The 23,693-nt window shown below is 70.1% G+C and carries 23 protein-coding genes; 5 read left to right on the top strand and 18 right to left on the bottom strand.

Going from position 1 to position 23,693, the window contains the following annotated elements:
- Nucleotides 1-424: 424 nt before the first annotated feature.
- Both N5D62_RS22705 and N5D62_RS22700 read right to left on the bottom strand, forming a co-directional pair.
- Complete coding sequence (locus N5D62_RS22705; protein WP_279760183.1) at nucleotides 425-1,804, bottom strand: ATP-binding protein; 1,380 nt, start codon at nucleotides 1,802-1,804, stop codon at nucleotides 425-427.
- Nucleotides 1,801-2,409 carry a 2-hydroxychromene-2-carboxylate isomerase gene (locus tag N5D62_RS22700; protein WP_279760181.1) on the bottom strand — a complete coding sequence of 203 codons (609 nt, stop codon included), beginning with the start codon at nucleotides 2,407-2,409 and terminating at the stop codon, nucleotides 1,801-1,803. Before N5D62_RS22700 ends, N5D62_RS22705 begins: the two co-directional genes overlap by 4 nt.
- 205 nt (nucleotides 2,410-2,614) lie before the next feature.
- Here N5D62_RS22700 and N5D62_RS22695 point away from each other — a divergent pair, with 205 nt between their 5' ends.
- Nucleotides 2,615-3,361, top strand: a complete 747-nt coding sequence (locus N5D62_RS22695) for a response regulator (RefSeq protein WP_279760179.1) — start codon at nucleotides 2,615-2,617, stop codon at nucleotides 3,359-3,361.
- A 110-nt stretch (nucleotides 3,362-3,471) separates the two neighbouring features.
- On the opposite strand, the gene N5D62_RS22690 is transcribed toward N5D62_RS22695, so the two are convergent.
- Nucleotides 3,472-3,963: a thioredoxin family protein gene (locus tag N5D62_RS22690; RefSeq protein ID WP_279760217.1), complete on the bottom strand. Its 492-nt coding sequence runs from the start codon at nucleotides 3,961-3,963 to the stop codon at nucleotides 3,472-3,474.
- A 227-nt stretch (nucleotides 3,964-4,190) separates the two neighbouring features.
- The gene (locus N5D62_RS22685; RefSeq protein ID WP_279760177.1) at nucleotides 4,191-5,180 is read right to left on the bottom strand and encodes a LysR family transcriptional regulator; all 990 of its coding nucleotides are present in this window, start codon (nucleotides 5,178-5,180) and stop codon (nucleotides 4,191-4,193) included.
- 245 nt (nucleotides 5,181-5,425) lie between these two features.
- On the opposite strand from N5D62_RS22685, the gene N5D62_RS22680 reads away from it, so the two are divergent.
- Nucleotides 5,426-6,430 (top strand): MBL fold metallo-hydrolase, encoded by a 1,005-nt coding sequence (locus N5D62_RS22680; RefSeq protein WP_279760175.1) that lies wholly within the window; start codon nucleotides 5,426-5,428, stop codon nucleotides 6,428-6,430.
- On the opposite strand, the gene N5D62_RS22675 is transcribed toward N5D62_RS22680, so the two are convergent.
- Nucleotides 6,405-7,109 (bottom strand): helix-turn-helix domain containing protein, encoded by a 705-nt coding sequence (locus N5D62_RS22675; RefSeq protein WP_279760173.1) that lies wholly within the window; start codon nucleotides 7,107-7,109, stop codon nucleotides 6,405-6,407. The genes N5D62_RS22680 and N5D62_RS22675 overlap by 26 nt on opposite strands.
- Nucleotides 7,110-7,200: 91 nt before the next feature.
- Here N5D62_RS22675 and N5D62_RS22670 point away from each other — a divergent pair, with 91 nt between their 5' ends.
- Complete coding sequence (locus N5D62_RS22670) at nucleotides 7,201-7,566, top strand: DUF3331 domain-containing protein (RefSeq protein WP_279760171.1); 366 nt, start codon at nucleotides 7,201-7,203, stop codon at nucleotides 7,564-7,566.
- Nucleotides 7,567-7,746: 180 nt separating this feature from the next.
- Here the strand turns inward: N5D62_RS22670 and N5D62_RS22665 are convergent, their stop codons facing one another.
- From N5D62_RS22665 to N5D62_RS22625, 9 genes are all read right to left on the bottom strand, one after another.
- On the bottom strand, nucleotides 7,747-9,120 hold the full coding sequence (locus N5D62_RS22665; protein WP_279760170.1) for an SLC13 family permease: 1,374 nt from the start codon (nucleotides 9,118-9,120) through the stop codon (nucleotides 7,747-7,749).
- 217 nt (nucleotides 9,121-9,337) lie between these two features.
- Nucleotides 9,338-10,267 carry an acyltransferase domain-containing protein gene (locus tag N5D62_RS22660; RefSeq protein WP_279760169.1) on the bottom strand — a complete coding sequence of 310 codons (930 nt, stop codon included), beginning with the start codon at nucleotides 10,265-10,267 and terminating at the stop codon, nucleotides 9,338-9,340.
- Nucleotides 10,268-10,323: 56 nt separating this feature from the next.
- Nucleotides 10,324-11,292 (bottom strand): triphosphoribosyl-dephospho-CoA synthase MdcB, encoded by a 969-nt coding sequence (gene mdcB, locus N5D62_RS22655; protein ID WP_279760167.1) that lies wholly within the window; start codon nucleotides 11,290-11,292, stop codon nucleotides 10,324-10,326.
- A 23-nt stretch (nucleotides 11,293-11,315) separates the two neighbouring features.
- The gene (gene mdcG, locus N5D62_RS22650) at nucleotides 11,316-11,996 is read right to left on the bottom strand and encodes a malonate decarboxylase holo-[acyl-carrier-protein] synthase (protein ID WP_279760166.1); all 681 of its coding nucleotides are present in this window, start codon (nucleotides 11,994-11,996) and stop codon (nucleotides 11,316-11,318) included.
- Between the two features lie 12 nt (nucleotides 11,997-12,008).
- Nucleotides 12,009-12,710, bottom strand: coding sequence for a biotin-independent malonate decarboxylase subunit gamma (locus tag N5D62_RS22645; protein ID WP_279760165.1), 702 nt, complete (start codon nucleotides 12,708-12,710; stop codon nucleotides 12,009-12,011).
- Nucleotides 12,711-12,803: 93 nt separating this feature from the next.
- Complete coding sequence (locus N5D62_RS22640; protein WP_279760163.1) at nucleotides 12,804-13,832, bottom strand: biotin-independent malonate decarboxylase subunit beta; 1,029 nt, start codon at nucleotides 13,830-13,832, stop codon at nucleotides 12,804-12,806.
- Nucleotides 13,829-14,152, bottom strand: coding sequence for a malonate decarboxylase acyl carrier protein (gene mdcC / locus N5D62_RS22635; protein ID WP_279760162.1), 324 nt, complete (start codon nucleotides 14,150-14,152; stop codon nucleotides 13,829-13,831). The genes N5D62_RS22640 and mdcC overlap by 4 nt, the downstream gene beginning before the upstream one ends.
- Nucleotides 14,153-14,228: 76 nt before the next feature.
- Complete coding sequence (gene mdcA, locus N5D62_RS22630; protein WP_279760161.1) at nucleotides 14,229-15,908, bottom strand: malonate decarboxylase subunit alpha; 1,680 nt, start codon at nucleotides 15,906-15,908, stop codon at nucleotides 14,229-14,231.
- 169 nt (nucleotides 15,909-16,077) lie between these two features.
- Nucleotides 16,078-16,992 (bottom strand): LysR substrate-binding domain-containing protein, encoded by a 915-nt coding sequence (locus tag N5D62_RS22625; protein ID WP_279760160.1) that lies wholly within the window; start codon nucleotides 16,990-16,992, stop codon nucleotides 16,078-16,080.
- A gap of 291 nt (nucleotides 16,993-17,283) precedes the next feature.
- On the opposite strand from N5D62_RS22625, the gene N5D62_RS22620 reads away from it, so the two are divergent.
- Nucleotides 17,284-18,105, top strand: a complete 822-nt coding sequence (locus tag N5D62_RS22620) for a hypothetical protein (protein ID WP_279760159.1) — start codon at nucleotides 17,284-17,286, stop codon at nucleotides 18,103-18,105.
- 1 nt (nucleotide 18,106) lies between these two features.
- Nucleotides 18,107-18,697: a DUF4411 family protein gene (locus N5D62_RS22615; RefSeq protein WP_279760158.1), complete on the top strand. Its 591-nt coding sequence runs from the start codon at nucleotides 18,107-18,109 to the stop codon at nucleotides 18,695-18,697.
- On the opposite strand, the gene N5D62_RS22610 is transcribed toward N5D62_RS22615, so the two are convergent.
- The 4 genes from N5D62_RS22610 to N5D62_RS22595 all read right to left on the bottom strand — a co-directional run bounded on the left by N5D62_RS22610 (nucleotide 18,655) and on the right by N5D62_RS22595 (nucleotide 23,637).
- The gene (locus tag N5D62_RS22610) at nucleotides 18,655-19,488 is read right to left on the bottom strand and encodes a HEAT repeat domain-containing protein (protein ID WP_279760157.1); all 834 of its coding nucleotides are present in this window, start codon (nucleotides 19,486-19,488) and stop codon (nucleotides 18,655-18,657) included. The genes N5D62_RS22615 and N5D62_RS22610 overlap by 43 nt on opposite strands.
- 75 nt (nucleotides 19,489-19,563) lie before the next feature.
- Complete coding sequence (locus N5D62_RS22605) at nucleotides 19,564-20,889, bottom strand: nitrate/sulfonate/bicarbonate ABC transporter ATP-binding protein (RefSeq protein WP_279760156.1); 1,326 nt, start codon at nucleotides 20,887-20,889, stop codon at nucleotides 19,564-19,566.
- A gap of 10 nt (nucleotides 20,890-20,899) precedes the next feature.
- A complete protein-coding gene (locus N5D62_RS22600) occupies nucleotides 20,900-22,627 on the bottom strand; it encodes an ABC transporter permease subunit (RefSeq protein WP_279760155.1) in 1,728 nt (575 codons plus the stop codon).
- 143 nt (nucleotides 22,628-22,770) lie between these two features.
- Nucleotides 22,771-23,637 (bottom strand): LysR substrate-binding domain-containing protein, encoded by an 867-nt coding sequence (locus N5D62_RS22595; RefSeq protein WP_279760154.1) that lies wholly within the window; start codon nucleotides 23,635-23,637, stop codon nucleotides 22,771-22,773.
- Nucleotides 23,638-23,693: the final 56 nt, after the last annotated feature.

Here is a 23,693-nt window from a genome sequence, read left to right as displayed (position 1 = left end):
ATCTCAATCATTTCCTTGCCGTGACAAGCACTTGCCGCATCCTTGCCCGGGCAGCCAACAGACTTGTCCACAGAGGCCGTGGACAGTCCGGACCCTCGGTGCACAACCGGTGGGCACTGTGAGCAACTCCAGCCAGGGAACGCCGCTTGCCTGTCGGATCGGGGAGGGGGTGTCAAGACCTGGCGCGCGGTCCTCGCCCCGCTTTTCCCGATGCCTTCTTTTGAGGCATGGCAAGGTTTCCCCTGTGAAAACAATGGGTTGCCGTCCCCCTGCAGAGGCAGCCAACAGACTTGTCCACAGCGGGCGGGGATAGCCCGGCCGCCGTGGAAATCGCCGCGGGATGGCCCGTCCGGATCACTGCCTCATTTCGCGGCACTGCAATGAATTCCGTGACGAATCAACGGCTTGCGGCATCCCTGCCCGCTCAGCCAACAGACTTGTCCACAGAAGTCGTGGAAAGCGTGGCCGGCAGGCTCAGGCGGGCTTCGAGGCCCCCGTCGGGACGGTTCCGCAGCGTGAGCGTGCCCCCCATCGCGGTGGCAAGCTGCTGGGCGATGGCCAACCCGAGCCCGGTGCCGCCGGTGTCCCGGTTGCGCGAGGTCTCCAGCCGGTGGAAGGGCTTGAAGACCTCCTGCAACTGGTCCTCGGGGATGCCGGGGCCGCGATCCAGCACGGTGATGCTGATCCGCGGGGCCGGGTCTTGCGCGGGATCGCGGTCGACGCGGATCTCGGCGTGGTCGCCGAAGGCCAGCGCGTTGTCGATCAGGTTGACCAGGATGCGCCGCAGCGCCTGTGGCGGCGCCGCGATCGGCGCGCCGACCTCGCCGCTCAGGCTGACCTGTTCGCCGGCGTCCTCGTAGTCGCCGACGATGCTCGCGAGCAGCGCGTCGGCGTCGAGACGGGCGGCCGGCTCCGACGTGCCGTGCAGCGTGCGCGCGTAGGTCACGCCCTCGCGCACCAGCGCATGCATCGCGTCCAGGTCCCCGCGGAACTTGTCGCGCAGCGCCTCGTCCGCCATCAGGTCGGCCCGCAGGCGCATCCGGGTGATCGGCGTCTGCAGGTCGTGCGAGATCGCGGCCAGGATCTCGACCCGCTCGGCCGTGTAGCCGGCGATGCGCTGCTGCATCGCGTTGAACGCGCGGGCCGCGCGGGACACCTCGGCCGGGCCGTCCTCGGGGATCAGGCGCGGCGTCAGGTCCGGGCCCAGGTCGTCGGCCGCGGTCGCCAGCGCATGCAGCGGCCGCGTCACCAGCCGCACCACGGTCCAGGTGCACAGGGCCAGCACGATCAGCTGCGCGCCCAGCACCCACGTCACCCATTCGGGGATCGGCATGTCGACGCGGCGCGCGTTGACGGTCAGCGGCGAGCCGTCGCCCAGCCGCACCAGAAGCTGGTAGCGGCGCGCGGTGATCTGGGCGGTGCGCTCGATCCGGAACGGCTGCATCGCCTGCTTGAGCGCGTCGACGAACATGCCACTGAACTCGGCCTCGTCCACCGGGCCGGCGGACCGGTCGATCTCGTCGCCGAGCGCGAAGCGGTAGTTCGGCCGCTCGAGCCGGTCCAGCCAGGCGGCGCGCTCGGCCGCGGGCAGCCGGTCCAGCACCGCGACGCCGGTGGCGATGTCGCGCTCGACGCCCGACATCATCAGCGCGCGCAGCGCCATCGAGCGCTCCTGCCGGATGGCGACATAGGCCAGCGCCTGCGCGATCGCGATGCCCAGCACCATCAGCCAGAACACGCGCGCGAACAGCGTGCGCGGCGGGAAGCGGCGCGGCTTGGGCGCCGGCAGGACGGCCTGGTTCATGCGCGTGCGTCCTTCAGCGCGCGTTGCACGAAGTCCAGCCGGTCCTGGCCCCAGAACAGCTCGCCGTCGATGACGTAGCTCGGCGCACCGAACAGGCCGGCCTCGATCGCGCGCCGCGTGTTGGCCTCGTACCGGGCGCCGATGTCGTCCTCCGCCGCGCGGGCGAGGCGCGCGGCCGGCAGGTCGTGCTCGGCCAGGATCGCGGTCAGCGTCGCGTCGTCGGCGATGTCGCGCTGCTGCTCCCAGACCGCGCGCAGCAGCGCGCCGGTGAGCCGCATCGCGGCGTCCGCGCCGTCGGCCTGGTCGACCGCGATGACCAGCCGCGCGGCCTTGTGCGGCACCACCGGGAAGTGGGTCGGCTCGACATGCATCGGCATGCCCAGGTGCGTGGAGAAGCGCCGCAGCTCCAGCAGCCGGTAGGCCTGGCGTTGCGGCGGGCGCTGGGCCAGCGGCAGGCCGCCGGAGACCTCGAACAGCTTGAGCAGGTCGATCGGGATCAGCCGCACGGTGGCGCCGGCCTCGCGGGCGATGGCGGCGAAGCGCTCATGGCCGAGGTAGGTCCAGGGGCTGTGCGGGGCGAGGAAGTAGTCGATGACGCGGCTCACGGGAATCTCCGGGGGAAGCGAGGGGGAGGGGCGGCATCGGACGCCGCAGGCAGGTTTATAGGCGGGCGCGGCGCGCTTGTGGGCGGCTTTGTATTCGCGTGTATCCGCGGCGCGGGGCGGAGACACAACATTGCCTCGCGCGGCCCGGGGCCGGGCTTGGGCCGGTACATTGCGCGTCATCCCGTTGAAGCCCTCCGCCCCAGCCATGCAGACGACCGCGCCCACCCTGGATCACGTCCTGATCGTCGACGACGACCGCGAGATCCGCGAGTTGCTCACCACCTACCTGACCCGCAACGGCCTGCGGGCGACCGCGGTGCCGACCGGCCGCCACATGCGCGTCGCGATGGAGACCGCCGGGCCCTTCGACCTGGTGATCCTGGACCTGATGCTGCCGGGCGAGGACGGGCTGTCGCTGTGCCGCGACCTGCGCGCGGGCAAGCACAAGGCGACGCCGGTGATCATGCTGACCGCCCGGGGCGACGAGGCGGACCGGATCCTCGGGCTGGAGATGGGCGCCGACGATTACCTCGCCAAGCCGTTCGCGGCGCGCGAGCTGCTGGCGCGGATCAAGTCGGTGCTGCGCCGCGCGCGGATGCTGCCGCCCAACATGCGCTCGACCGAGGAGTCGCCGCGGCTGGCCTTCGGGGAATGGGTGCTGGACACGGTCGAGCGCCACCTGGTCGACCAGGAGGGCACGGTGGTGCCGCTCAGCGGCGCGGAGTACCGGTTGCTGCGCGTGTTCCTGGACCACCCGCAACGGGTGCTGAGCCGGGACCAGCTGCTGAGCCTGACGCAGGGGCGCGAGGCGGAGCTCTTCGAGCGCTCGATCGACCTGCTGGTGAGCCGGCTGCGCCAGCGCCTGCGGGACGGGGCGCGGGAGCCGCGCTACATCAAGACGGTCCGCAGCGAGGGCTATGTGCTCTCAATGGGCGTTGAAGGGCGCGACTGAGCGCGCGGCGCCAGAAGGCGACCACTCGTCGTTGCAAATGCTCGCCGTAGCGCTGCTACGGCTGTGCTTTGCGCCTGGATTGGCCACCTTCCGGCACCGCGCGACGGCGCTTAGCCGGGTTGTTGGAGGAGGGCCTGGATCCTCGCTTCGGTCTGCTGGTACGAGCCCTCGCCGAAGTGCGAGTAGACGACCTTGCCCTGCTTGTCGATCAGGTACAGCGCTGGCCAGTAGCGGTTGCTGTAGGCCTTCCACGTCTTGAAGTCGTTGTCCTGCGCCACCGCGTGGTGGATGCCCAGGCGCGCGATCGCATCCTTGAGACCGGCGGTGGAGCGCTCCTCGTCGTACTCCGGCGAATGCACGCCGACCACGACCAGCCCCTGGTCCTTGTACTTCTCATGCCAGGCCTTCACGTAGGGCAGCTGGTTCAGGCAGTTGATGCAGGTGTAGGTCCAGAAGTCCACCAGCACCACCTTGCCCTTCAACCCGTCGACCGTCAGCGGCGGGCTGTTGATCCACGTGTTGATGCCGGTGAAGGCCGGCGCGGGCTTGCCGTCCATGCCCGCGCCGCCGAGCAGCGACGCCGCGGCCGCGTCGGTCGACATCGGCGGCAGCGAGAACAGCACCGTCGCCACGGTGGCGGCGCCGGCGAGCGCCAGCGGGAACAGGGAACGCTTGAGGATCGATCGCATGGGGAAGTCCTTTCCAGTCGAGCAGCGCAAGCTGCGATGGAGTGGATTCTTCGAGTCCGCGCCGATTCGCGATACGGGTTGCGTATGCCTGTGTATCCAGCGGGGGAAGGAAAGACGATTCGATGCTCGGCGCGGGCCGGTCAACGCCCCGCGGGCTTCTTCCTGGCCGTCACGGCCTTCGCGCGCGCCGGCGAGCGCCCCTTCGGCGCCTTGTCCGGCCGTCCCTCCGACCGTCCCTCCGACCGCCGCAGGAACCGCTCCCGCAGCCACATCCCGGCCGCGTCGCCATGCGCGCGCGGATGCCAGGCCATCGCCAGCTGGAACGGCGGCACCTCGAAGGGCAGGGGCAGCAGGTCCACGAGCGACGCGTAGCGCTCGAGCAGCTGCCGCGGCAGCGTCGCCACGCCGTCGGTGCCGGACAGCACCAGCCCGACCTGGTTGTAGCTCGGCACCGCGCTGACGACGTGCCGCGCGCGGCCGAGCGTGGCGAGCATCCCGTCCACCGGCGTCGAGAACTCCGCCCGCGACGACACCACCACGTGCGCGAGCGCGCAGTACTCGTCCAGGCTGGGCGGCGCCTTCCCGCGCGGATGCCCGCGCCGCTGCGCCAGCGCGAACTCGGCGCTGAGCAGGAATCGCGCCTTCAGCGTCTGCGGGATCTTGTGGATGTCGCCGAGGAACAGGTCCACCTCGCCCTTGGCCATCCGCTCGACCAGCGCGTCGTCATGGGCCGGTACGACGGCCATGCGCAATGCCGGATTGCCGTAGCCCATCAACTCGGCCATCACGTCCAGCGCGAGGATGGTGAACACGCTGTCGTTGGCCGCGACGACGAAGCTGCGCGCCGAGGTCGCCGGATCGAATCCCTCCGGGTTCGTCACCGCCTCGCGCAGCTGCCCCAAGGCCTGCGCGAGCTTGGGATGCAACGCCAGCGCGCGTTCCGTCGCCACCATGCCCCGACCGGTTTCCGATGGCACCAGCAACGGGTCCTGGAACAGCTCGCGCAAGCGCGCCAGATGGCCGGACAGCGTGGGCTGGCTGATGTGCAGGCGCTGCGCGGCGCGCGTCACGTTGAGCTCGTCCAGCAAGGTGTCCAGCGAGATGAGCAGCGGCAGTTCCGAGCGTTTCATATCCACGATTCCGATACCTCCCATTGAAACAAGCGACTCACGCTCGCGGCCCGGTCCGACCTACGCTTCGGTCCGTCGAAGGCGCCATGCGCCGAGTGGCCTCGGTCACGACGCCGTTTCATCGACGACTCCCGCCACGATGAATGGTGGCGATTGTCGATCAAGGCATCGTGAATCCGGATGGCTGTGACGTCATTTCCCTCGAATCCCGCCATCAACATCGACCTCAACACCGACCTCCATCCATGACCGCCAAGAACTCCCGTTTCTCGTTGACCCCCACGCTCCTCACGCTCACGGTGGCCGTCGCCGCCGCCTTCGCCGGGCCCGTCGCGCCGGCGCTGGCGCAGGACAACGCGCCCAAGCTCAGCCGCATCCAGGCCGGCTACCAGCACTTCAAGATCGGCGACGTCGAGGTGATCGCGCTGTCCGACGGCACGCTGCCGATTCCCGCCGAGCAGGTCCTGACCGGCGCCAAGCCCGGCCAGGTCGCGTCGAGCCTGGCGCGCGCCTTCCAGACCCCGCAGGTCGAGGCCTCGATCAATGCCTTCCTCGTCAAGGCCGGCAATCGCCTGGTGATGATCGACGCGGGCACCGGCGAGCTCTACGGCCCCAAGCTCGACAAGCTCTCCGCCAGCCTGAAGGCCGCCGGCACCTCGCCCGAGCAGATCACCGACATCCTGGTGACGCACATCCACACGGACCACACCGGGGGCCTGATGGACGGCTCGCGGATGGTCTTCCCCAACGCCACCCTCCATCTCGAGCAGAAGGAAGTCGACTTCTGGCTGAGCGCCGAGCAGCGCGCCAAGGCGCCCGAAGGTCTGAAGGTCTACTTCGACCAGGCCGTCGCGAAGGTCAAGCCGTATGTCGACGCCGGCAAGGTGAAGACCTTCCATGGCGAGACGGCGCTGTTCCCCGGCATCCGCTCGTGGCCGACGCCGGGCCACACGCCGGGCCACACCTCCTACGTGCTCGAGAGCAAAGGCGAGAAGCTCGTGTTCCTCGGCGACCTGGTGCACGTGGCCGACGTGCAGCTCCCGCATCCGGAGGTGACGGTCGTCTTCGACGTCGACCCGAAGGCCGCGATGGCGATGCGCAAGCGGGTCTTCGCGGACGCGCTCAAGGGTGGCTACTGGGTCGCCGGCGACCACGTCACCTTCCCGGGGGTGGGTCACCTGCAGGCCGACGGCAAGGGCTACCGCTGGATCCCGATGCCCTACGTCAACGACTTCTACGTCGCGAAGTGACAGGCGGGGGCGGTGGCTCCGGCGCGGCGGCGCGCAGCAGGTGCAGCGCCACGTCCGTGAGCTCGCGCTTGAAGCGTTCCGGCTCGTCTGGCAGCGTCGACACCGCGCGCAGCACGTGGCCGTAGGCCACCGTCTTGCTGATGCCCTGCATCAGCACCGAGAACAGCAGCGCCGGGTCGCACCGGTGCAGCTCGCCCGCGTCCATCGCGTCGTTGAACAGCGGCAGGTAGACCTCGTGGAACGGCCGGACGATCGACGTCACCAGCACGTTCAGCCGCTCTCCTTCCTCGGTCGCGGCGGTCGAAAAGAAGATCCCGATGTCCGGGTGCTCGAAGACCCGGTCGATGAACGCGAGCAAGCCTTGCTCGACCCGCTCCCGCGGACCCAGCGACGCATCGGCCCGCAGCGCGACCGCCGTCGCCAGCATCGGATCCAGCAGCACCTTGATCTGCTCGACCACCGCCAGCCACAGCGCCTCCTTAGATCCGAAGTGATGCGCGATCAGCGCCGCGTCGACATCCGCCTCCCGCGCGATCTCCCGCACGCTGGTCGCCTCATAGCCGCGCAGCGCGAAGATCCGTCGCGCCGTCCGCAGCAAATGGTCCGCGCCCGGTGCACAGTCCGCGCTCGGCCGCCCGCGCCGCCGAGGCGCCCCGGTAGCCTTCGGGGTCTTGTTCATCCGACGGTCGCCTTTGCTATATTCATCACCCGTTGAATTATTTCAGGCTTCGACGCCGGATTGTCGGCGGACGTGAAAGGCGGTGCGGCAAATGCACTCGGATCTCGCAAGCGACCCAACCCGCGACGGTTGGCTCCGCACAGTCTCTTGGCTCGGCAACGGCGGCATTCCCGAACCCCAACCCCAACCAGCCTCCAACTCCGCCCGACGCATCGCCCCAACCATCCACGTGCTCGACCGGCCCACGCCACGCACCGCCGCCATCTCCTGGTCCGACCCCGGCGCCTGCCACTACGGCTACCAAATCTGGGACATGCTCCCCTCCAAACGCGATGGGACCTGCGTGCTCAGCGGCAGCACCATCCGCGTCGGGGACATGATCTACACGCCTCGGGTGGATGAACCCTCGCCCATCAACGCCGGGGAAATGATCGCGGTGGCGTACGTGGACGCTTGACGTCTGCGATCACCGGGCCAGGCCGGGGCCGGCGGCGAAGCCGAAGCCCTCGGCGCTCAACTCACTCCGCTCACCTCCGGCTCGCTCCGTTCAAACAGAACGCGCCTGGTCAGTCCTGGAGGCTTCGGCTTCGCCGCCGGCCCCGGCCTCGCCCTCGAAGCAGATCGCTAGGGTCCTCCGTTAGAGGACTACGAAGAGGAACCAGACCACCACCGGCGCAATCACCGTCACGGCAGCTCCGTAGAGCAACAACAGTCGGAAGAAACGGTCGCGGTCCATGCCCTTCGCATTCGCCAGGACCAAGGCCCCATTCGTCGAGAACGGACTCACGTCGACAATCGTCGATGACACCGCCATCGCAGCAATGAAACCAATCGCCATGCCGGCGTTGTCACCCGTCAGGAACGGCACACCCAGCGGAATCAGCGATCCGAGCACCGCGGTCGACGACGCGAAGGCCGACACCACCGCACCAACGAAACACAGCAGCAGCGCAGCCATCAACGGCGACGTCAGGTTCGCCACGCTGTGCCCCACGTAGTCGATCGTCCCCATCTTCTCCATCACCCCCACGTACGTGCTCACGCCCACGATCAACATGATCTCCGGCCACGACACCTGACCCAGCGCGCTCTTCTGCAACCGCGGCTGCATCAGGCTCAGCACCAGCCCGATCGTGATCGACACGAACCCGATATCCAACTTGTAGCCCAGCGTCAGCACCGCCAGCAGCAACAAGCCCAGCGCCGTCACCACCTGATGGAAATCCGTCCGCGGGAAGGTCTGCGTCTGCACCTGGCCCAGCATCGAGCTCCTGCTCGCCGCCACGCGCCGACCCTCGCCGTACGACTCCGCCTCCGCGCCGCCGAAGACCTGCGGACCGCCCTGCGGCCGCGCGACCGGCGGAATCGGCGCGATGTCCGCCTCGTCCTCCCGCACCCGGCCGCGGCGCAGCAGCTGCACGCCGCCGAGCGCCACGAACAAGCCCAGCGCCACCGCGAAGTTCACGCCGAAGCTCGCCAGCATCGTCGTCACCTCGCTCAGCGGCAGCCCCGCCTTGGCGACGATCCGGTTCGTGATGCCCCCATAGATGCTCATCGGCGAGAAGCCGCCCGCCTGCGCGCCATGGATGACCATCAAGCCCATCATCAACGGGTTGATGCCGTGCCGCGCGGCGAAGCCCAGCGCGATGGGCGCGATGATCGCGACCGCGGCGGGACTGACCGCGCCCACCGAGGTCAGCAACGCCGCCACGAGGAACATGATCCACGGGATCGCCGCGATCCGGCCGCGCACGCCGCGCACCGCGAGCCGCACCAGCCAGTCGATCGTGCCGTTGTTCTGCGCCAAGGCGAACAGGTAGGTGATGCCGGCCAGCGTCAGGAACAGTTCCGCCGGGAAGCCCGCCATGATCGCCTTGGCGCTCATGCCGGCCACCAGCGTGCCCACGAGGAACGCGCCGACGAAGGCCAGCACGCCCATGTTGATCGGCAGCGCCGTCGCCACGACGAACATGGCGGCGAGCGGAAGGATCGACATCCAGTGAACGGTCATCGTTGTCTCCTGTTGCGGCGGTCCGGCTGTCGAGCGTCGGCCGCCTCGTTATCGGTTGGGGCGCACGGTATCGGGGGAGACGGAGCGCTTCAATCAAGCAGTCGCGCGGACCGTTACGCGCGCCGCAACGATCGAGGGTGAACCCGGGCGCGCCACCGCGCGCGCGACGCGGATGCGCCCGCACCCGTCGCCGGACATGCCATTGCGGCGCTGGCGCTCACGCCGTCGATCGCGCGATCCAGTCCACCACGCCGTCGAGGGTGCGGAACTCGTCCGCCGAGCGCGCGGGGATTGCCGGATGGCGCGACTGCCACAGCCGCGCGAGCGCCTGGCCGCCGCCGATCTCCAGCACGCACGACGGCCCGCGCGCGGCGAGTTGGTCCATCACCTCGTCCCAGCGCACCGTGCTCGCGATCTGTCGCGCGAGGCCCGCGCGAGCATCCTGCGCGCGCCAGACGCGATTGCCGCGGCTGTCGATGAGCACCCGCGATGGCGCCTGCATCGGCACGCATGCCAACGCCGCGTCGAAGCCCTCCGCGGCGTCGCGCATCAAGGGCGTATGGGAAGCCACCGCGACGGCGAGCCGCGTGCATCGCGCCCCACGCGCCGCCGCGATGGCCTCGACGCGATCGAGTGCCTCCAGCGGTCCGCCGAGGACGACGCTGTCCTCGCCATTGCGGATGGCGATGCTCACCGGCGATCCGGTCAACAACGGCTCCAACGCCGCGGAGGAGAGGCCGGTCACGCCGCAGAGCCCGCCTGCCGCCTGCCGGCCCGCCTCGTCCATGAGCGCGGCGCGACGTCGCGCGAGGGCGATCGCGTCGTCCGCGGAGAAGACGCCCGCCGCGGCGCAGGCCGCGACTTCGCCGACGCTGTAGCCGGCGACCGCGTCGACCTCCACCGCCGCGGCGCTCAACGCGCGGGACAGCTGCGCCCACGCGGCGAGCCCGGTCGCGGTGATCACCACCTGCGCATGCGCATTCGCGCGCGCCCAGGCCGCATCGCCAAGCGCCTCGCGCCAGTCGCCACCGTTGGCTCCAACTCCTGTACCTGCACCTGCACTTGCACCTGCGGAGCCGCCGTTCTCGGCGCTGGTGACCAAGCCGAGCAGGATGGTCATCTGGTGGATCAACGGGTCGTCGAGCAACCAAGGCAGCATCGCGGCATGCTGGTTCCCTTGGCCGCTGAAGACGATGGCGACGCTCATGCCGATGCCGATGCCGATGCGGATGCGGGTGCCGATGCCGATGCGAATGCCGATGCGGATGCGGGTGCGGGTGCGGGTGCGCGTGCTTCGGCCGTGCCGTCCGAGTTCATCTCGATCGCGCCGAGTCGCTGCATCCAGCAAACCGCCGCGAGCATGTCGGCGGACCCGCCCGGCGAGAGCCTTCGCGCCTCGAAGTCGCGTGCGATTGCCTCGGCGCGATGGATCGCTGCCGGATGCGCCGCGCCGCCTCCTTCGAGGAACGCCTTCGCGGCACGCTGCGCGAAGCGCAAGCCTTCGAGTCCGCCGCGATGCGCAAGGTTGCTGTCGTCGAGCGCGGCCATCAGGTGGAAGAGCGTGTCGAGTTGCGCCCGCTCGCGTGTCAGCCCACGAGCGATCGCCGCGCGCATCGCCGGCACGCCGACCTCGAAGACGGCCGGGAAGCCGAGCGCCGCCTCTTCGGACGCGCTGCGCAGTCCGAGCCGGCGCGCCGCGATGCCACCCGGAAGCGTCGATGGCCGTTGCGCCCTGTGCCTGAGCGCCTCACCCCAGTGCGCGATCAGCGCGGACCGGATCGCGGCCGGTGTCATCGTTCGGCCCGATGCGACGACCGCGCCCGCGGCCGCGCAGAGCAGCCCCAACTGGAAGATCGCGCCGCGATGCGTGTTGACGCCGCCGGTGGCCTCGAGCATGCGTGCCTCGGCCTCGATGCCGGCGCGCTCGAGCGCTGGGAACGCGGCATCGCCCATCCCGAGATGGGCGATGCGCACGAAGTAGCCGCGCAGCGACGAGATGCTGCGGATGAAGGTGCGCGCGTCCATGTCGCGATGGCTGCCGGTGCTGGTCAGCGTCACCAGGCCCGGCTTCGGCGACAGCACCAGCTCGTCGTGCAGCGCGACGGCAGCCGCGCGGCCGATGTCGGTGGCCGACGGGGTCATTGATCGCGAAGCAACCGCCGCGTTGTTCATGCGATCCCCTTCATGCCACGTCTTCAGGCCGCCGCCCTGACGTCGCGCACGATCTCGCCGAGCTCGCTCGCGAGCCGGCTGCCGCCGATCGACTTCACCAGGATCGAGCGCGTTCCGCCCGCGCGCCAGGTCAGCCACTCGCGCCACGACACCGCGCTGTCGCCATCGAAGACCAGCTCGCCGTCGAGCCGCATTCCCGGGATGTCGGCGTTGGCCAACAGCGCGGCGATTTCGTCCGCCTGCTCTGCGCCGCTCACCCCCATCCAGAGATCCGCGTCGGAGTCCGCCCGAACATGCGCCATCGCCGACAGGGCCTGCCACCCGTAGCTGCCGTACACGCGTGGCTGGACGCCGCTGGCGCCCGCATCGCGACACAGCGTGTCCCACGCCACGCGCGACGCGGCGGGAATCAGCTTCGTGATCGCACGCGCGGCCGGGAACTCGTCGAAGAACATCACCTCGCGCCGCGCGACGCTGACGCCGATGCGGCGGCTTTCCCAACGCAGCGGCGCGGACAGCCCCATCGCGATCCACTCCGGCTGCGCGCTCGCGTCGCAACGCTGCTGCGTCACCACCAGCGGTAGCCCACGCGCCGCCCACAGCGTCAGGCAGTCGCGCTCGGTGGCGTCACGCGCGATCGCGCGCAACCGGTCCCAGGCGGCCGGCGTCGGATGGACCAGTTGATGGCGATGAAGGCGGGTCATGTCGTCGTTCCATCAGGCCGCGTCGAGCACGCGCTGCATGACCGACGCCGCCAGACGCCGCCCGCCACGCTCCGCGCCATCCAGCGCCCGACGGTCGTCGACCGGCGCATCGGCCAGCGCCTCCCGCAAGGCCTGGCGCAAGTCACCGGTCCACAGCCGCCGCACCCCGCCCATGGCGACGTAGTTCTCGACTCCCGGCGCGAACACCGGGTTCGACGCCGACAGCGCGGTGAGCATCTCCTCGGGCAGCTTGGTCACGCGCGACATCGCCGGAATGCGCATGACGCGGATTTCCGCCTCGGGCAGCGCGTCGCAGGCATCGGCGATCAGGCCCGAGGTGATGAAGCCGCCGGACAGCGCCTGGTCGTAAACCAGCCCCAGCACGCGATGACCGCGCCGGCGCGCCAAGTCGATCGTCATGCCCAGGTGCGCCATCGCGCGGTTGATGCCGAGCAGCTCGTCGCGGCGGCGCAGCTGCTGGCCCTGCGTGTCGATGAGCAGCAAGATCGGCCGGCCCGGATGGGTGGTGACGGTGTCGAGCACGACGCGCGCCTGCGCCAGCGCGAGCGCGACGCCGATCGGTGCGTGGTTCGTCGTGCCGATCACCGCGATCGCCTGGCCGTCGAGCTCGGCGCTGCCGTGCAGGAAATCGCCGTCCAGCGTCAGGGTGTCGGCCGTGCCGAACAGCGTCGTGGCGAGGGTCTTCCAGTCCATGGTCCGTTCTCCGAGATGTCCTCGTGTGGTCGATGCCTTTGGCAAATGCTCGTGTCGTTCGCGTGCTTCGGCGCGCGGCCCGATCGCCAGGCGTCAGCGCGCCAATGCGCGCAGCGGCACGACCTCAGCCACGTCGAGGTCCGGAACGCGTGCCGCGTCCGCCACGCCCATCCGCGTCCACAGCGCGATCGCGTCATCGCCACGACCGTCGCCGCCGCCTCCGCCTCCGCTGCCACTACTGCCGCTGCTGCCGCTGCTGCCGCTGCTGCCGCTGCTGCCGCCGCCGCCGTTGGCCGGTCCCGCAACTGGGCTGTCGTCGGGCGCTTCAAGCAGCGCGAGGCGCCGCGCCAGCAACGCGTGTTCCGCCTCCAGCGCCTCGACGCTGACGGACCGTGCCGCCGGCAACGCGGTCATCGCATCGATCGCCGCCTGGCGGAAGGCGGCCACGTCGTCCTCGACCAGCGCGTCGCAGTCGCCGGTGAGCCAGCGATGCTTCCCGCCGGTGGTGCGCCAGACCAACGCGCGGTCGCGGGCGTCGAACTCCTCGACACCGTGGGACGCCTCGATGACCTCGGGCCCGGACATCGCCAGCCGCCCGACATCGCTCATGACCACGAGGTCGGTGCAGCGCGCGACGATGCCCATGCCGCCGAAGCAGCCGTTGTCCGCGCCGATCAGCGCGATCACTGGCACGCCGGCGGCGCGCGCGTCGAGCACGGCGCGCATCACTTCGGACACCGCGATCAGCCCGGCGTTGGCCTCATGCAGTCGAACGCCCCCGGAGTCGAGCAGCAACAGCACCGCCGCCGGCTTGTCGCGCGCGGCGCGCCGCAGCAGTCCGGTGAGCTTGGCGCCATGCACCTCGCCGACGCCGCCGCCCATGAAGGCGCCTTCCTGCGCGGCGACGAACACCGGTCGGCCGGCCAACGTGGCGCGGCCGATCGCCACGCCATCGTCGAAGGCCGACGGCACGCCCAGCTGCGCCAGGTGGGGGCTGGTCAATCGCTCCGCCGGCGGCAGCCATTCATGGAAGCTGCCCGGATCGAGCAAGCGCGCCACGCGCTCGCGCGCGGCGCATTCGGCGTACGACACCGCGTGGGCACTCGTGTGGGACGTCGTCATGGACGCAGCTCCTGCACGGCCTGGTCGAGGCGCAGGCTGACCACGGCCGGCGTCGCGCCCATGTCGTTGATGGAGACGCGCACGCCGGCCAGGCCGTGGCGGCGATGGAAGTCGTCGAGCACCGCGCGCCAGATCGGCGCGAAGCCGCGCGCGGAGGTCTGGACGCGGACGGCGCAGTCGCCGCCGGTCTCGGGCTCGAGCATCACCTCGAGGTTGCCGGAGCCGACCACGCCGACGAGCACCGGCGCGAATGGCGGCACCGCCGCGGTGCCGGCGAATCGGAAGTCGAGGGTCTCGAGACCCGGAGGAATGGGCGTCATGGGCTGTCTCGGGCGTTGTCGTGGGCGTTGGCTCTGGCGATGGCGATGGCGTCGCGGGGTGTCTCGGCTCGTCGCGTCACCAGTTGCGGAAGCGCTTCGGTGGCCGATAGCGGCCGCCGGACAGGCGCACCAGGTCGCGCATCGAGCGCGCGGCCAGCAGGTTGCGGGTGGCGTCGCGCGGGTCGATGCCCAGGTCCTCGGGACGCCGGATGACGCCGCGGTCGCGCAGGTCCTCCACGGCGCGCCGGTCGCGCGCCAGTCCCACTGCCGTGTAGCCCGCCACGCCGCGGATCGCCTGCTCGCGTTCCTCGTCGTCGCGGCACAGCAGCAGGTTGGCGATGCCTTCCTCGGTGAGGACGTGGGTGACGTCGTCGCCGTAGATCATGATCGGCGGCAGTTCCAGGCCGGCCTGGCGCTGCAGCTCCCAGGCGTCCAGGCGTTCGACGAACGCCGGCTGCATGTGCTCGCGGAAGGTCTCCACCATTTGCACGACCAGCTTGCGGCCGCGCGGCGTTGCCGCGCTTCCGGTCTGGTGGCGCCGCGCCTCCTCGCCGGCCTTGAGCCAGGCGGGGCTGGCGTGGCGCCGGCCACGGGCGTCGGCGCCCATGTTGGGCGCGCCGCCGAAGCCGGCGATCCGGCCCAGCGTCGCTGTCGAGCTGTTGCCCTGCAGGTCCATCTGCAGCGTGGAGCCGATGAACAGGTCGCAGGCGTAATGCCCCGCCGCCTGGCAGAACGCGCGGTTGCTGCGCAGGCTGCCGTCGGGGCCGGTGAAGAAGATGTCGGAGCGCGCGCGGAGGTAGTCCTCCATGCCGAGCTCGGAGCCGAACGAATGCACCGATTCGACCCATCCCGCCTCGATCGCCGGGATCAGCGCCGGATGCGGGTTGAGCGCCCAGTGGCGGCAGATCTTCCCCTTGAGGCCCAGCGATTCGCCGTAGGTCGGCAACAGCAGCTCGATCGCGGCGGTGTCGAAGCCGATGCCGTGGTTCAGGCGCTGCACGCCGTACTCGGCGTAGATGCCCTTGATGGCCATCATCGCCATCAGCACCTGGATCTCGCTGATCTGGGCGGGGTCGCGGGTGAAGAGCGGCTCGATGAAATGCGGCGTCGGCGCCAGCACGACCACGTCGACCCAGTCCGCCGGCACGTCCACGCGGGGCAGGGCGGTGCCTTCGGGCACGAGCTCGTTGACCTGCGCGATGACCAGGCCGCCGGAGAACGCGGTGGCCTCGACGATCGCGGGCGTGTCCTCGGTGTTGGGGCCGGTGTAGAGGTTGCCGTGGATGTCGGCCGCCTGCGCCGCGATCAGCGAGACCTTGGGCGTCAGGTCGACGAAGTAGCGGGCGAACAGCTCGAGGTAGGTGTGGATGGCGCCGATGCGCAACTGCCCGGCGGAGAGCAGCTTCGCGAGCCTGGCGCCCTGCGGGCCGGAGAAGCTGAAGTCCAGGCGGCTGGCGATGCCGCGCTCGAAGACGTCCAGGTGCTCGGGCAGGGCGATGACCGACTGGACCATGTGCAGGTCGTGGATGCGTGCGGGGTCGAGCCGCACCAGCGCCTTGGCCAGGAAGTCGGCCTGCTTCTGGTTGTTGCCCTCCAGGCAGACGCGGTCGCCAGGGTGCAGCACGGCGTGCAGCAGGTCGACGATCGCGTCGGTGTCCACGCGCTTGCCGGACAGGCGCGCGCCGAGCGCCTCGCGCGCCGCGGCGAGCCGGTCGGCGCGGTCGCGGGCCTTGGTGTCCATGTTCATGCGGTCCATGGACGTGGACGGTACGGGCCCGCCCGGGGCGGATCAATCAACCCGGGCGTCCGACGCTTACGCGTGGCGGAACGGTCGCGTCATGGCGGCGACAGCGCGCGCCGCGGTGATGGCCAAGGCGAAGGCGAAGGCGAGGGCGCCAGGACGACGATGGGCGGTCGTCGACGGGTCAACCGCCGCCCAGGCGCAGCGTGCGGCTGGCGGCGAGCAGGGCGAGCAGGTTGGGGTCGCGCTCGCGGGCGCGCAGGAAGCACAGGGCGATGGTCTGGCGCACGGCGTAGCGGTCCTCGAGCGGGATGAGCCGGACGCTGGGCGGCAGGACGCCGCGGACGCGGCCGGGGAGCAGGGTGCAGCCGATGCCGCCGCCGACCAGGTTCATGAGCGAGAAGATGTCGTTGGTCTTCATCACGATCTGCGGTTCGAAGCCGGCGATGCGGAACGCGTCGACGAAGCGGCTGTAGGTGACGAAGCCTTCCTGGAGGCTGACGAAGCGTTCCTCGGCGCAGTCCCGCAGGTCGATCGCCTCGCGGCTGGCGTAGGGCGACTGGGCGGGGGCGGCGAAGTAGATCGTGTCCTCGAACAGGGCGTGGGTCTCGAGGTCGGTGGCGGACTCGGGCTGGCCCATGACGGCGGCGTCGAGGGTGCCGTCGCGCAGCCGCTGGGTGAGGTCGGAGTTGGAGCCCAGGATCAGTTCGGCCTGCACGTCGGGCTTGCGGGCCTTGAGCGCCATGATCATCGACGGGACGGTGCCGCTGGTGAGCGAGTAGAGCGAGCCGATGCGGATGCGTTCGGCGCCGTAGCCGGCGATGGCGCGGGTGGCGTTGATGCCTTCGTCCATGCGCTGGAGGATCTCGCGGGCGACGTCGGCCAGGGCGTGGGCGGCGTCGGTGGGCTGCAGGTTGCGGCCCTCGAGCCGGAACAGCGCGCAGCGCGTGCCGGCCTCCAGCGAATGCAGCGCGCGGTGCACGCTGACGGCGCTGGTGCCCAGCCGCTCCGCGGCGCGGGCGAGGCTGCCGCTCTCGAGGAAGGTGATCAGGATCTCGAGCTTGCGGAAGGTGATCTCTTCGCTGATGCGGGGGAGCATGGGCGGTGCGGCGGGCGCGCGGTGGCGGAAGCCGTCCATTGTGCGGGCAGCGAAGGCGGGGTGCAGGTTCTGAGGAGGGGCGCCGGGACGGCGGTGGCGTGTCGGCGATCAAGAGTGTTCGCCGAAACCGGTCCGGGGGGCGAAGCCATGGCGGGACCAAGCCAGTCGACACCGCTCCGATCGGGGATGGCGGCTGTCGTCTTCCACTCGAATCTGCATTCGGTGCCCGAAGCGAAAGTCTCAATGGATAGAGGATCGCCTCGCGGACGATGGCGCTGTGCAATGGGCGTCATGCAGCGCATTCAACAAGCAGCCCCTTCGCATTGGACCTTCGGTCACGCCGTCGCGACGCCAGCGAGTGTTCGACCGAGTCTGGAACGAAGGCTGGAAGCCACCTTGCATCGCTGCGAGGTGCGTCAGGAGTGGTATCGGGACTATCTGGCCGAGACGGACGAGGATCGACTCGGATTCGTGGGGAGCGTGACGCTGGGTGCCCGGCCTGGCCTCGCGGCCGGATCGATCCGGGCCTTGCTGAGCGCGTCCGGACGCTCGTTGTACGGCCCGCAGCGGCGTGGAAACCTGTTCGAGGCCGTTGTAGAACTGGCTGAGTCCGCCGGCATCCTGGTGATGGTCGGCCCCGTGATGTCGGACGACGTGCGAGAGATGCCTGACGCGCGCTCTGTCCACGGCATCACCTTGGCTGACGGATGGGCGCCCACGATCCTTGTCAATGAAGGGCTGCCCTCTGCCGTGCGACTGCGTGTCCTGGCGAGGCACCTCGCTCTCCTGTGGCTGGGTGTCTCCGCGGTCGGCCGGTCCGGCGGCGCGGCCGAGGCCGGCAATGCAGTCGGCCGCTGGTGCGACAGCGTGGCTGACGAGGCGATCGACTTGCTGAGCAGGCTGGTGGACAAGAGGGAACTGCTCCTGGAGCGGCCACCCGAGGTGGACTTCTGCGCGCGCGTTGTCTCGCGGGCGAGCCGCCGATTCACCTGGTCACTGATCAACCACACGCTGGAGGGGCGGACGACCTTCACAGAGGCCTTCCGCTTGCTGGGCATCAACTCCACCGACGCCTTCAACGCGATCGGTCGATCACTGGATATCGAGATCTGACATGGCCTATCTCCTGGACGCCAACGTACTTCTGGAAGCGAAGAACCAGCACTACGGCATGGACTTCTGTCCTGCCTTCTGGCGATGGCTGAGCGAGAGCCACGCGGGCGGCAGGGTATTCAGCGTCGTCGAGGTTCGAAATGAACTGACCGATCCCGAGATTTCCCCTTGGGTGGCGGTCCAGTCGCCGGACTTCTTCTTGGCAGCGGATCCAGAGGCTGTCGGCGCACGTCAGGCCATTGAGCTATGGGCCCGCGACATGCAGTACACGCCAGAGGCCATGCGAGAGTTCCTGAAGTCAGCCGACATCGCCTTGGTCGCCTATGCCATGGCGCACGGGCATGTCGTGGTGACGATGGAGCGTTCGTCCGGGTCGAAGAAGAAGGTGAAGATCCCGGATGCCTGCGAGGACTTCAATGTCCGTTGCATCAAACCTCATGTGATGCTGCGCGAACTGCAAGCCCGCTTCGTCCTCGGCCCCGTCCATGAGCCCTATGAAGGTTCTGGCTGGGCGCATGTCGATCCGGAACAACAGACGGCGGCGGACAGTCAGGAGGCGTTGCTCTGCTGGATTCCGACGGGCACGGCCTGAGTCACACACGCCTCCAACGCTTCATCCAGCCTCGCCTGCCAGTACGCGTTCCCGGACGACGGCCCAGCGGTCTTCGACAGCGCCTGCAGCGGTGCGACCAGGCGCGCATCCGCCAACGCCTCCGCCGCATCCAGTTCGTAGACGTGGCAATCCGGCGTCAGCAGCGTGATCAGCGTCTCGACGATGCCGTCGTCGCCACGTCGGGCGAGCCCGACCAGCGCCTCCCCGCGCACGTCCTGGTCGGTATCGCTCAGGTTGCGGCGCAGCGCCGCCCGGATCTCCGGCGAGTCGTCGTCGCGCAGCGTGCCCAGGCCGAAGGTGGCCCAGTCCCGCACCTCGTTCGATGGATCGGAGGAGAGCCGGATCAAGCCCTCGATCGCCTCGGGCTCCTCGTAGGACCCGAGCGCCACCGCCACCTGCCAGCGCATCTGGCTGTCGCCGCTCGTCGACAAGCGCAGCAGCGCCTGCACGCTCGCCGCATGCGGGCGGTGGCCCAGGCCGCTCACCGCCGCCCGGACCACGTCGTGATGCGGATCCGCCAATCCATGGAGCAACAGCTGCTGCGTCGCCTCCTCGGCGTACATCGCGCACTCGCCGTCCGCGTGATGCATCAGCTGGCCCGCGACCGACAGCCCGACCGCGCGTCGCCGCGCCCGCGGGCTCGCGCACATCGCGGTGATCGTCGCCAGCAGCGCCGGCGAGCCGCGCATCTGCAGCTCCTGCACCGCGCGCCATCCGGCATCGGCATGCCAATGCCGCAGCGCGTGGCGCAGCAACTGATCGGTGCTCACGGACCTCAGCCGGTGACGGACGAAGCGTTTCATCGGAGGCGACCTCGCAGACGCGAAGCCCCGACTCTACCCACCTCAGCGCGTCGCCGCCTCGTCCTCGCCGGTCGGCAGCCGCAGCGCGCCGGTGTTGTAGTCGTACTCGAACACCTCGCCATGCCGCGCCCACGTCACCGCGGTCTGCAGCACCGCATCGGCCTCGGTGTCGTCCAGGTGCTCGCTCAGCAGGCGCAGCACCGGCTTGTCCGGCATCACGCCGTTGGGTTCCTGCTCCAGGCTGTGGCGGATGTGCGCGATCAACGGCACATGCGTCATCAGCTGCTGCCCGAACAGGTCGCGCCGCAGTCCGTGCGGACCCTCGACGTAGCGCCGTCCCAGCGGCGTCAGCTGCAGGTCGCCGTGATCGAGCTGGGCCAGCCCCAGCAGCGCCAGCGCGTGCGCCACCGGCAGCAGTTCCGAGTCCGGCAGCCCCGCCTCCTCGCACAGTTGCGGCAGGTCGGCCCGGCCGTCGAAAGGCGGCTCGGCGAGCAGCTCCAGCAAGCCGTCCATCCGCGCGACGTCGGCCGCCGGCAGCCGTTCCGCCAGCGGGGCCGGGGCCGCCGCCGCGTCCGCCGTGCCCGCGGCGCGCGCCGGCCGCGTCGCGCCGGCCGTCATCAGCGCGTAGACCTCGTCGATCAGCGCCCGCACGTCGGCGCTTTCCGGATCGCGCGGCCGCGGCAGCTGCACCGACAGCTGGCAGCGGATCCTTCCCGGATCGCTGGCGAAGATCAGCACCCGGTCGGCCATCATGACGGCCTCCTCGATGTTGTGCGACACCACCAGCATCGCCTGCGTCGGCATGTGCCCGCCGTCCCACAGCTCCAGGATGTCCTCGCGCAGCCGCTCGCCGGTCAGCACGTCCAGCGCCGAGAACGCCTCGTCCATCAGCAGCACGTCCGGATCGGTGACCAGCGCCCGGGCGATGCCCACCCGCTGGCGCATGCCGCCCGACAGCTCGCGCGGCAGCGCGCCCTCGAAGCCGCCCAGCCCGATCAGCGCGATCGCCGCCTCGGCCTTGGCCTCGCGTTCGGCCTTGGGCACGCCGCGCGCCTCCAGCCCCAGCTCGACGTTCTGCTGCACCGTCAGCCACGGGAACAGCGCGAACGACTGGAACACCATGCTCACGCCGCGCGCCGGTCCCGACAGCGGCTGGCCGCGGTACCGCACCTGGCCGGCGTCGGCCGGCACCAGCCCGGCCATGATGCGCAGCAGCGTGCTCTTGCCCGAGCCCGACTGCCCCAGCAGCGCGACGATCTCGCCCTGGCGCAGGTGGAAGTCCACGTCCTCCAGCACGGGCCGCGGATGGCCGTCGGCCGAGCGGAAGCGCTTGCCGACGCCATGGAGTTCGATGATGGATGCGGTCATGCCGGTCTCCTCACAGGTGCATGCGGTCCTCGGCCAGCCGGTACAGGCGGCGCCAGACGAAGTGATTCAGGCCCATCACGAAGATGCACATCACGCCGATGCCCAGCGCGATCCGCGGGAAGTCGCCCCTCGCCGTCATCTCCGCGATGTAGCTGCCCAGCCCGTGGGCCTTCAGCGTGGTGTCGCCCCAGGACACGTACTCGGCGACGATGCTCGCGTTCCACGACCCGCCGCTGGCGGTGATCGCGCCGGTCACGAAGCTCGGGAACACCGCCGGCAGCAGGTAGCGTCGCCACTTCAGCCAGCCGCTCAGGCCCAGGTTGCGCGCCGCGTGGCGCAGCTCGGCCGGGATGCTCGAGGCGCCGGCGATCACGTTGAACAGCAGGTACCACTGCGTGCCGAAGATCATCAGCGGCGACAGCCACACGTCCGGATTCAGCTTCCAGCGCACGATCAGCACCACCACCACCGGGAACAGCAAGTTGGCGGGGAACGCCGCCAGGAACTGCGCCACCGCCTGCAGCCGGCCCGACCAGCGCGGGTTCAGGCCGATCCAGATGCCCACCGGCACCCAGACCAGCGCCGCCAGCGCGATCAGCACCAGCACGCGGACCAGCGTCAGCAGGCCCAGGCCGAACACATGGCCGGCCTCGCCCCAGCCGACCTCGGTGTGGACGAAACGGATCAGGTGGTACAGCGCCACCATCACCGCCGCGGCGATGACGGCATCCCAGGCGCGCTGCCAGGTCGCGCCGGCGATGCGCGGCCGGGCGCGGATCGAGGTGCCGTCATGGTGGCGGCGGAACCAGACCAGGCTGCCCTCGAGCCGGTCCACGATCCAGGCCGCCACGCGCCGCGTCAGCGCGGTGCGGCGCAGCCAGTTCAGCATCCACGAGTTGGGGGCGGTGTCGGTGCCGCTGTCCTCGAAGCGGAACTTGTCCGCCCAGGCCACCAGCGGGCGGAACACCAGCTGGTCGTACATCAGGATGCCCACCAGCATCGCCACGATCGCCCAGCCGATCGCGCCGAGGTCGCGCGCCTCGATCGCCATGGCGATGTACGAGCCCACGCCCGGCAGCTTGATGCTCTGGTCGGACACCGAGATCGCCTCCGACGCGACGACGAAGAACCAGCCGCCCGACATCGACATCATCATGTTCCACAGCAGCCCGGGCATCGCGAACGGCAGCTCCAGCCGCCAGAAGCGCTGCCAGCCCGAGAGCTGGAACACGCGCGCGGCCTCGTCCAGCTCCGACGGCACCGTGCGCAGCGACTGGTACAGGCTGAAGGCCATGTTCCAGGCCTGCGAGGTGAAGATCGCGAAGATCGCCGCGCATTCCACGCCCAGCAGGTTGCCGGGGAACAGCGCGATGAAGCCGGTCACCGTGATCGACAGGAAGCCCAGGATCGGGATGGACTGCAGGATGTCCAGCATCGGCACCAGCACCTTCTCCGCGGCGCGGACCTTGGCCGCGAGCACCGCGAAGACCGCGCTGAACAGCAGCGCCAGCGCCATCGCCGCCAGCATGCGCAGGTTGGTGCGCAGCAGGTAGTAGGGCAGGTGGGACGGGTCCAGCGACAGCGGCAGCGGGTCGCCCAGCGCGAACGGCCGGGCCATCTGCGCGGCGCCGTAGGCCAGCAGCACGAGCAGGCCCAGCACCAGCGGCAGCAGCGCCCAGTCCCAGCGGTTGGTGCCGGCCTCGATGGACGGACGAGGAAAGTAGTGGCGGCGATCCATGGCTGCTCTCTTGTCGTGCATGGATTCGGGGGGGCAGGACATCGCTCCCCTGGAAACAGACGGCCTCCCAGGCCCCCCGGCGAAGCTGCGCAGGATGCCTGGGCGGCCCTTCAGAAACCTGTCCGGTGTCTGGCCCGAGTCTGTCAGCGCCGCAGCTGTTGCGCCACGTCGAAGAACGAGGTCAGCAGCAGGCTGTCCCGGCGTTCCTTCAGGCAATAGAGATGGGTCTCGGTGTAGGCCGGATCGCCCTGGATGCGGACCGGGCGGAAGCGGGCGTCGGGGATGAACTCCGCCTCCGACACGACGCCGATGCCGATGCCCCGCGCGGCCGCCTCGCGCAGCGCCTCGCGGCTGCCGATCTCCATCGCCACGCGCGGCGTCACGCCGGCCTGGCGCAGTGCGGACTCGAGCGCGCGCCGCGTGCTCGACCCGTCCTCGCGCTGCAGCAGCGGCTGGTCGGCCAGGTCCTGCAGCGTCACCGTCTCGCGCGTCGCGAACGGGTGGCCCAGGTGCACGAACAGGATGATCGCGTGCCGCGCGTAGGCCATGGTCTCGAAGCCGGGCGCGTCGTGGAAACGCGCCAGCACGCCGACGTCGATGACGTAGTTCTCCAGGTCGCCGAAGACCTGCGCGGAGTTGCCCAGCCGGATCGACACGTCCACCTTCGGATAGCGCTGGCGGTAGGCGTCGACCATCTCGATCACGTGGAAGGGGCCGACCGCGCCCAGCTTCAACTGGCCCCGCGTCAGTTCGCCGCAGTCATGCAGCAGGTTGTAGGCCTCGACCTCCAGCGCGGCCAGTTGCCGCGCGATCGGCAGCAGCTGATGGCCGACGCTGGTCAGTTCGATGCGGTGGCCGCGCCGATGGAACAACGCGACCTTGTGCTGCAGCTCCAGCGCCTGGACCTGCGTCGTCAGCGTGGGCTGCGACAGGCCCAAGGCCCGCGCGGCGGCGCTGAAGCTGCCATGGCGGGCGACGGCGAGGAAGGCGCGGAGCTTGGCGGCCGACATATATAGACGCCGTCGATGGATCGGCGTGGAAATTCCGGGAGGAAGCCATGGTGCGG

It is taken from the genome of Mitsuaria sp. GD03876, assembly GCF_029840635.1.
Classification (GTDB): Bacteria; Pseudomonadota; Gammaproteobacteria; order Burkholderiales; family Burkholderiaceae_C; genus Roseateles.
The sequence above is the reverse complement of the archived record's forward strand: the minus strand, read 5'-3'. Positions and strand labels throughout refer to the sequence as shown.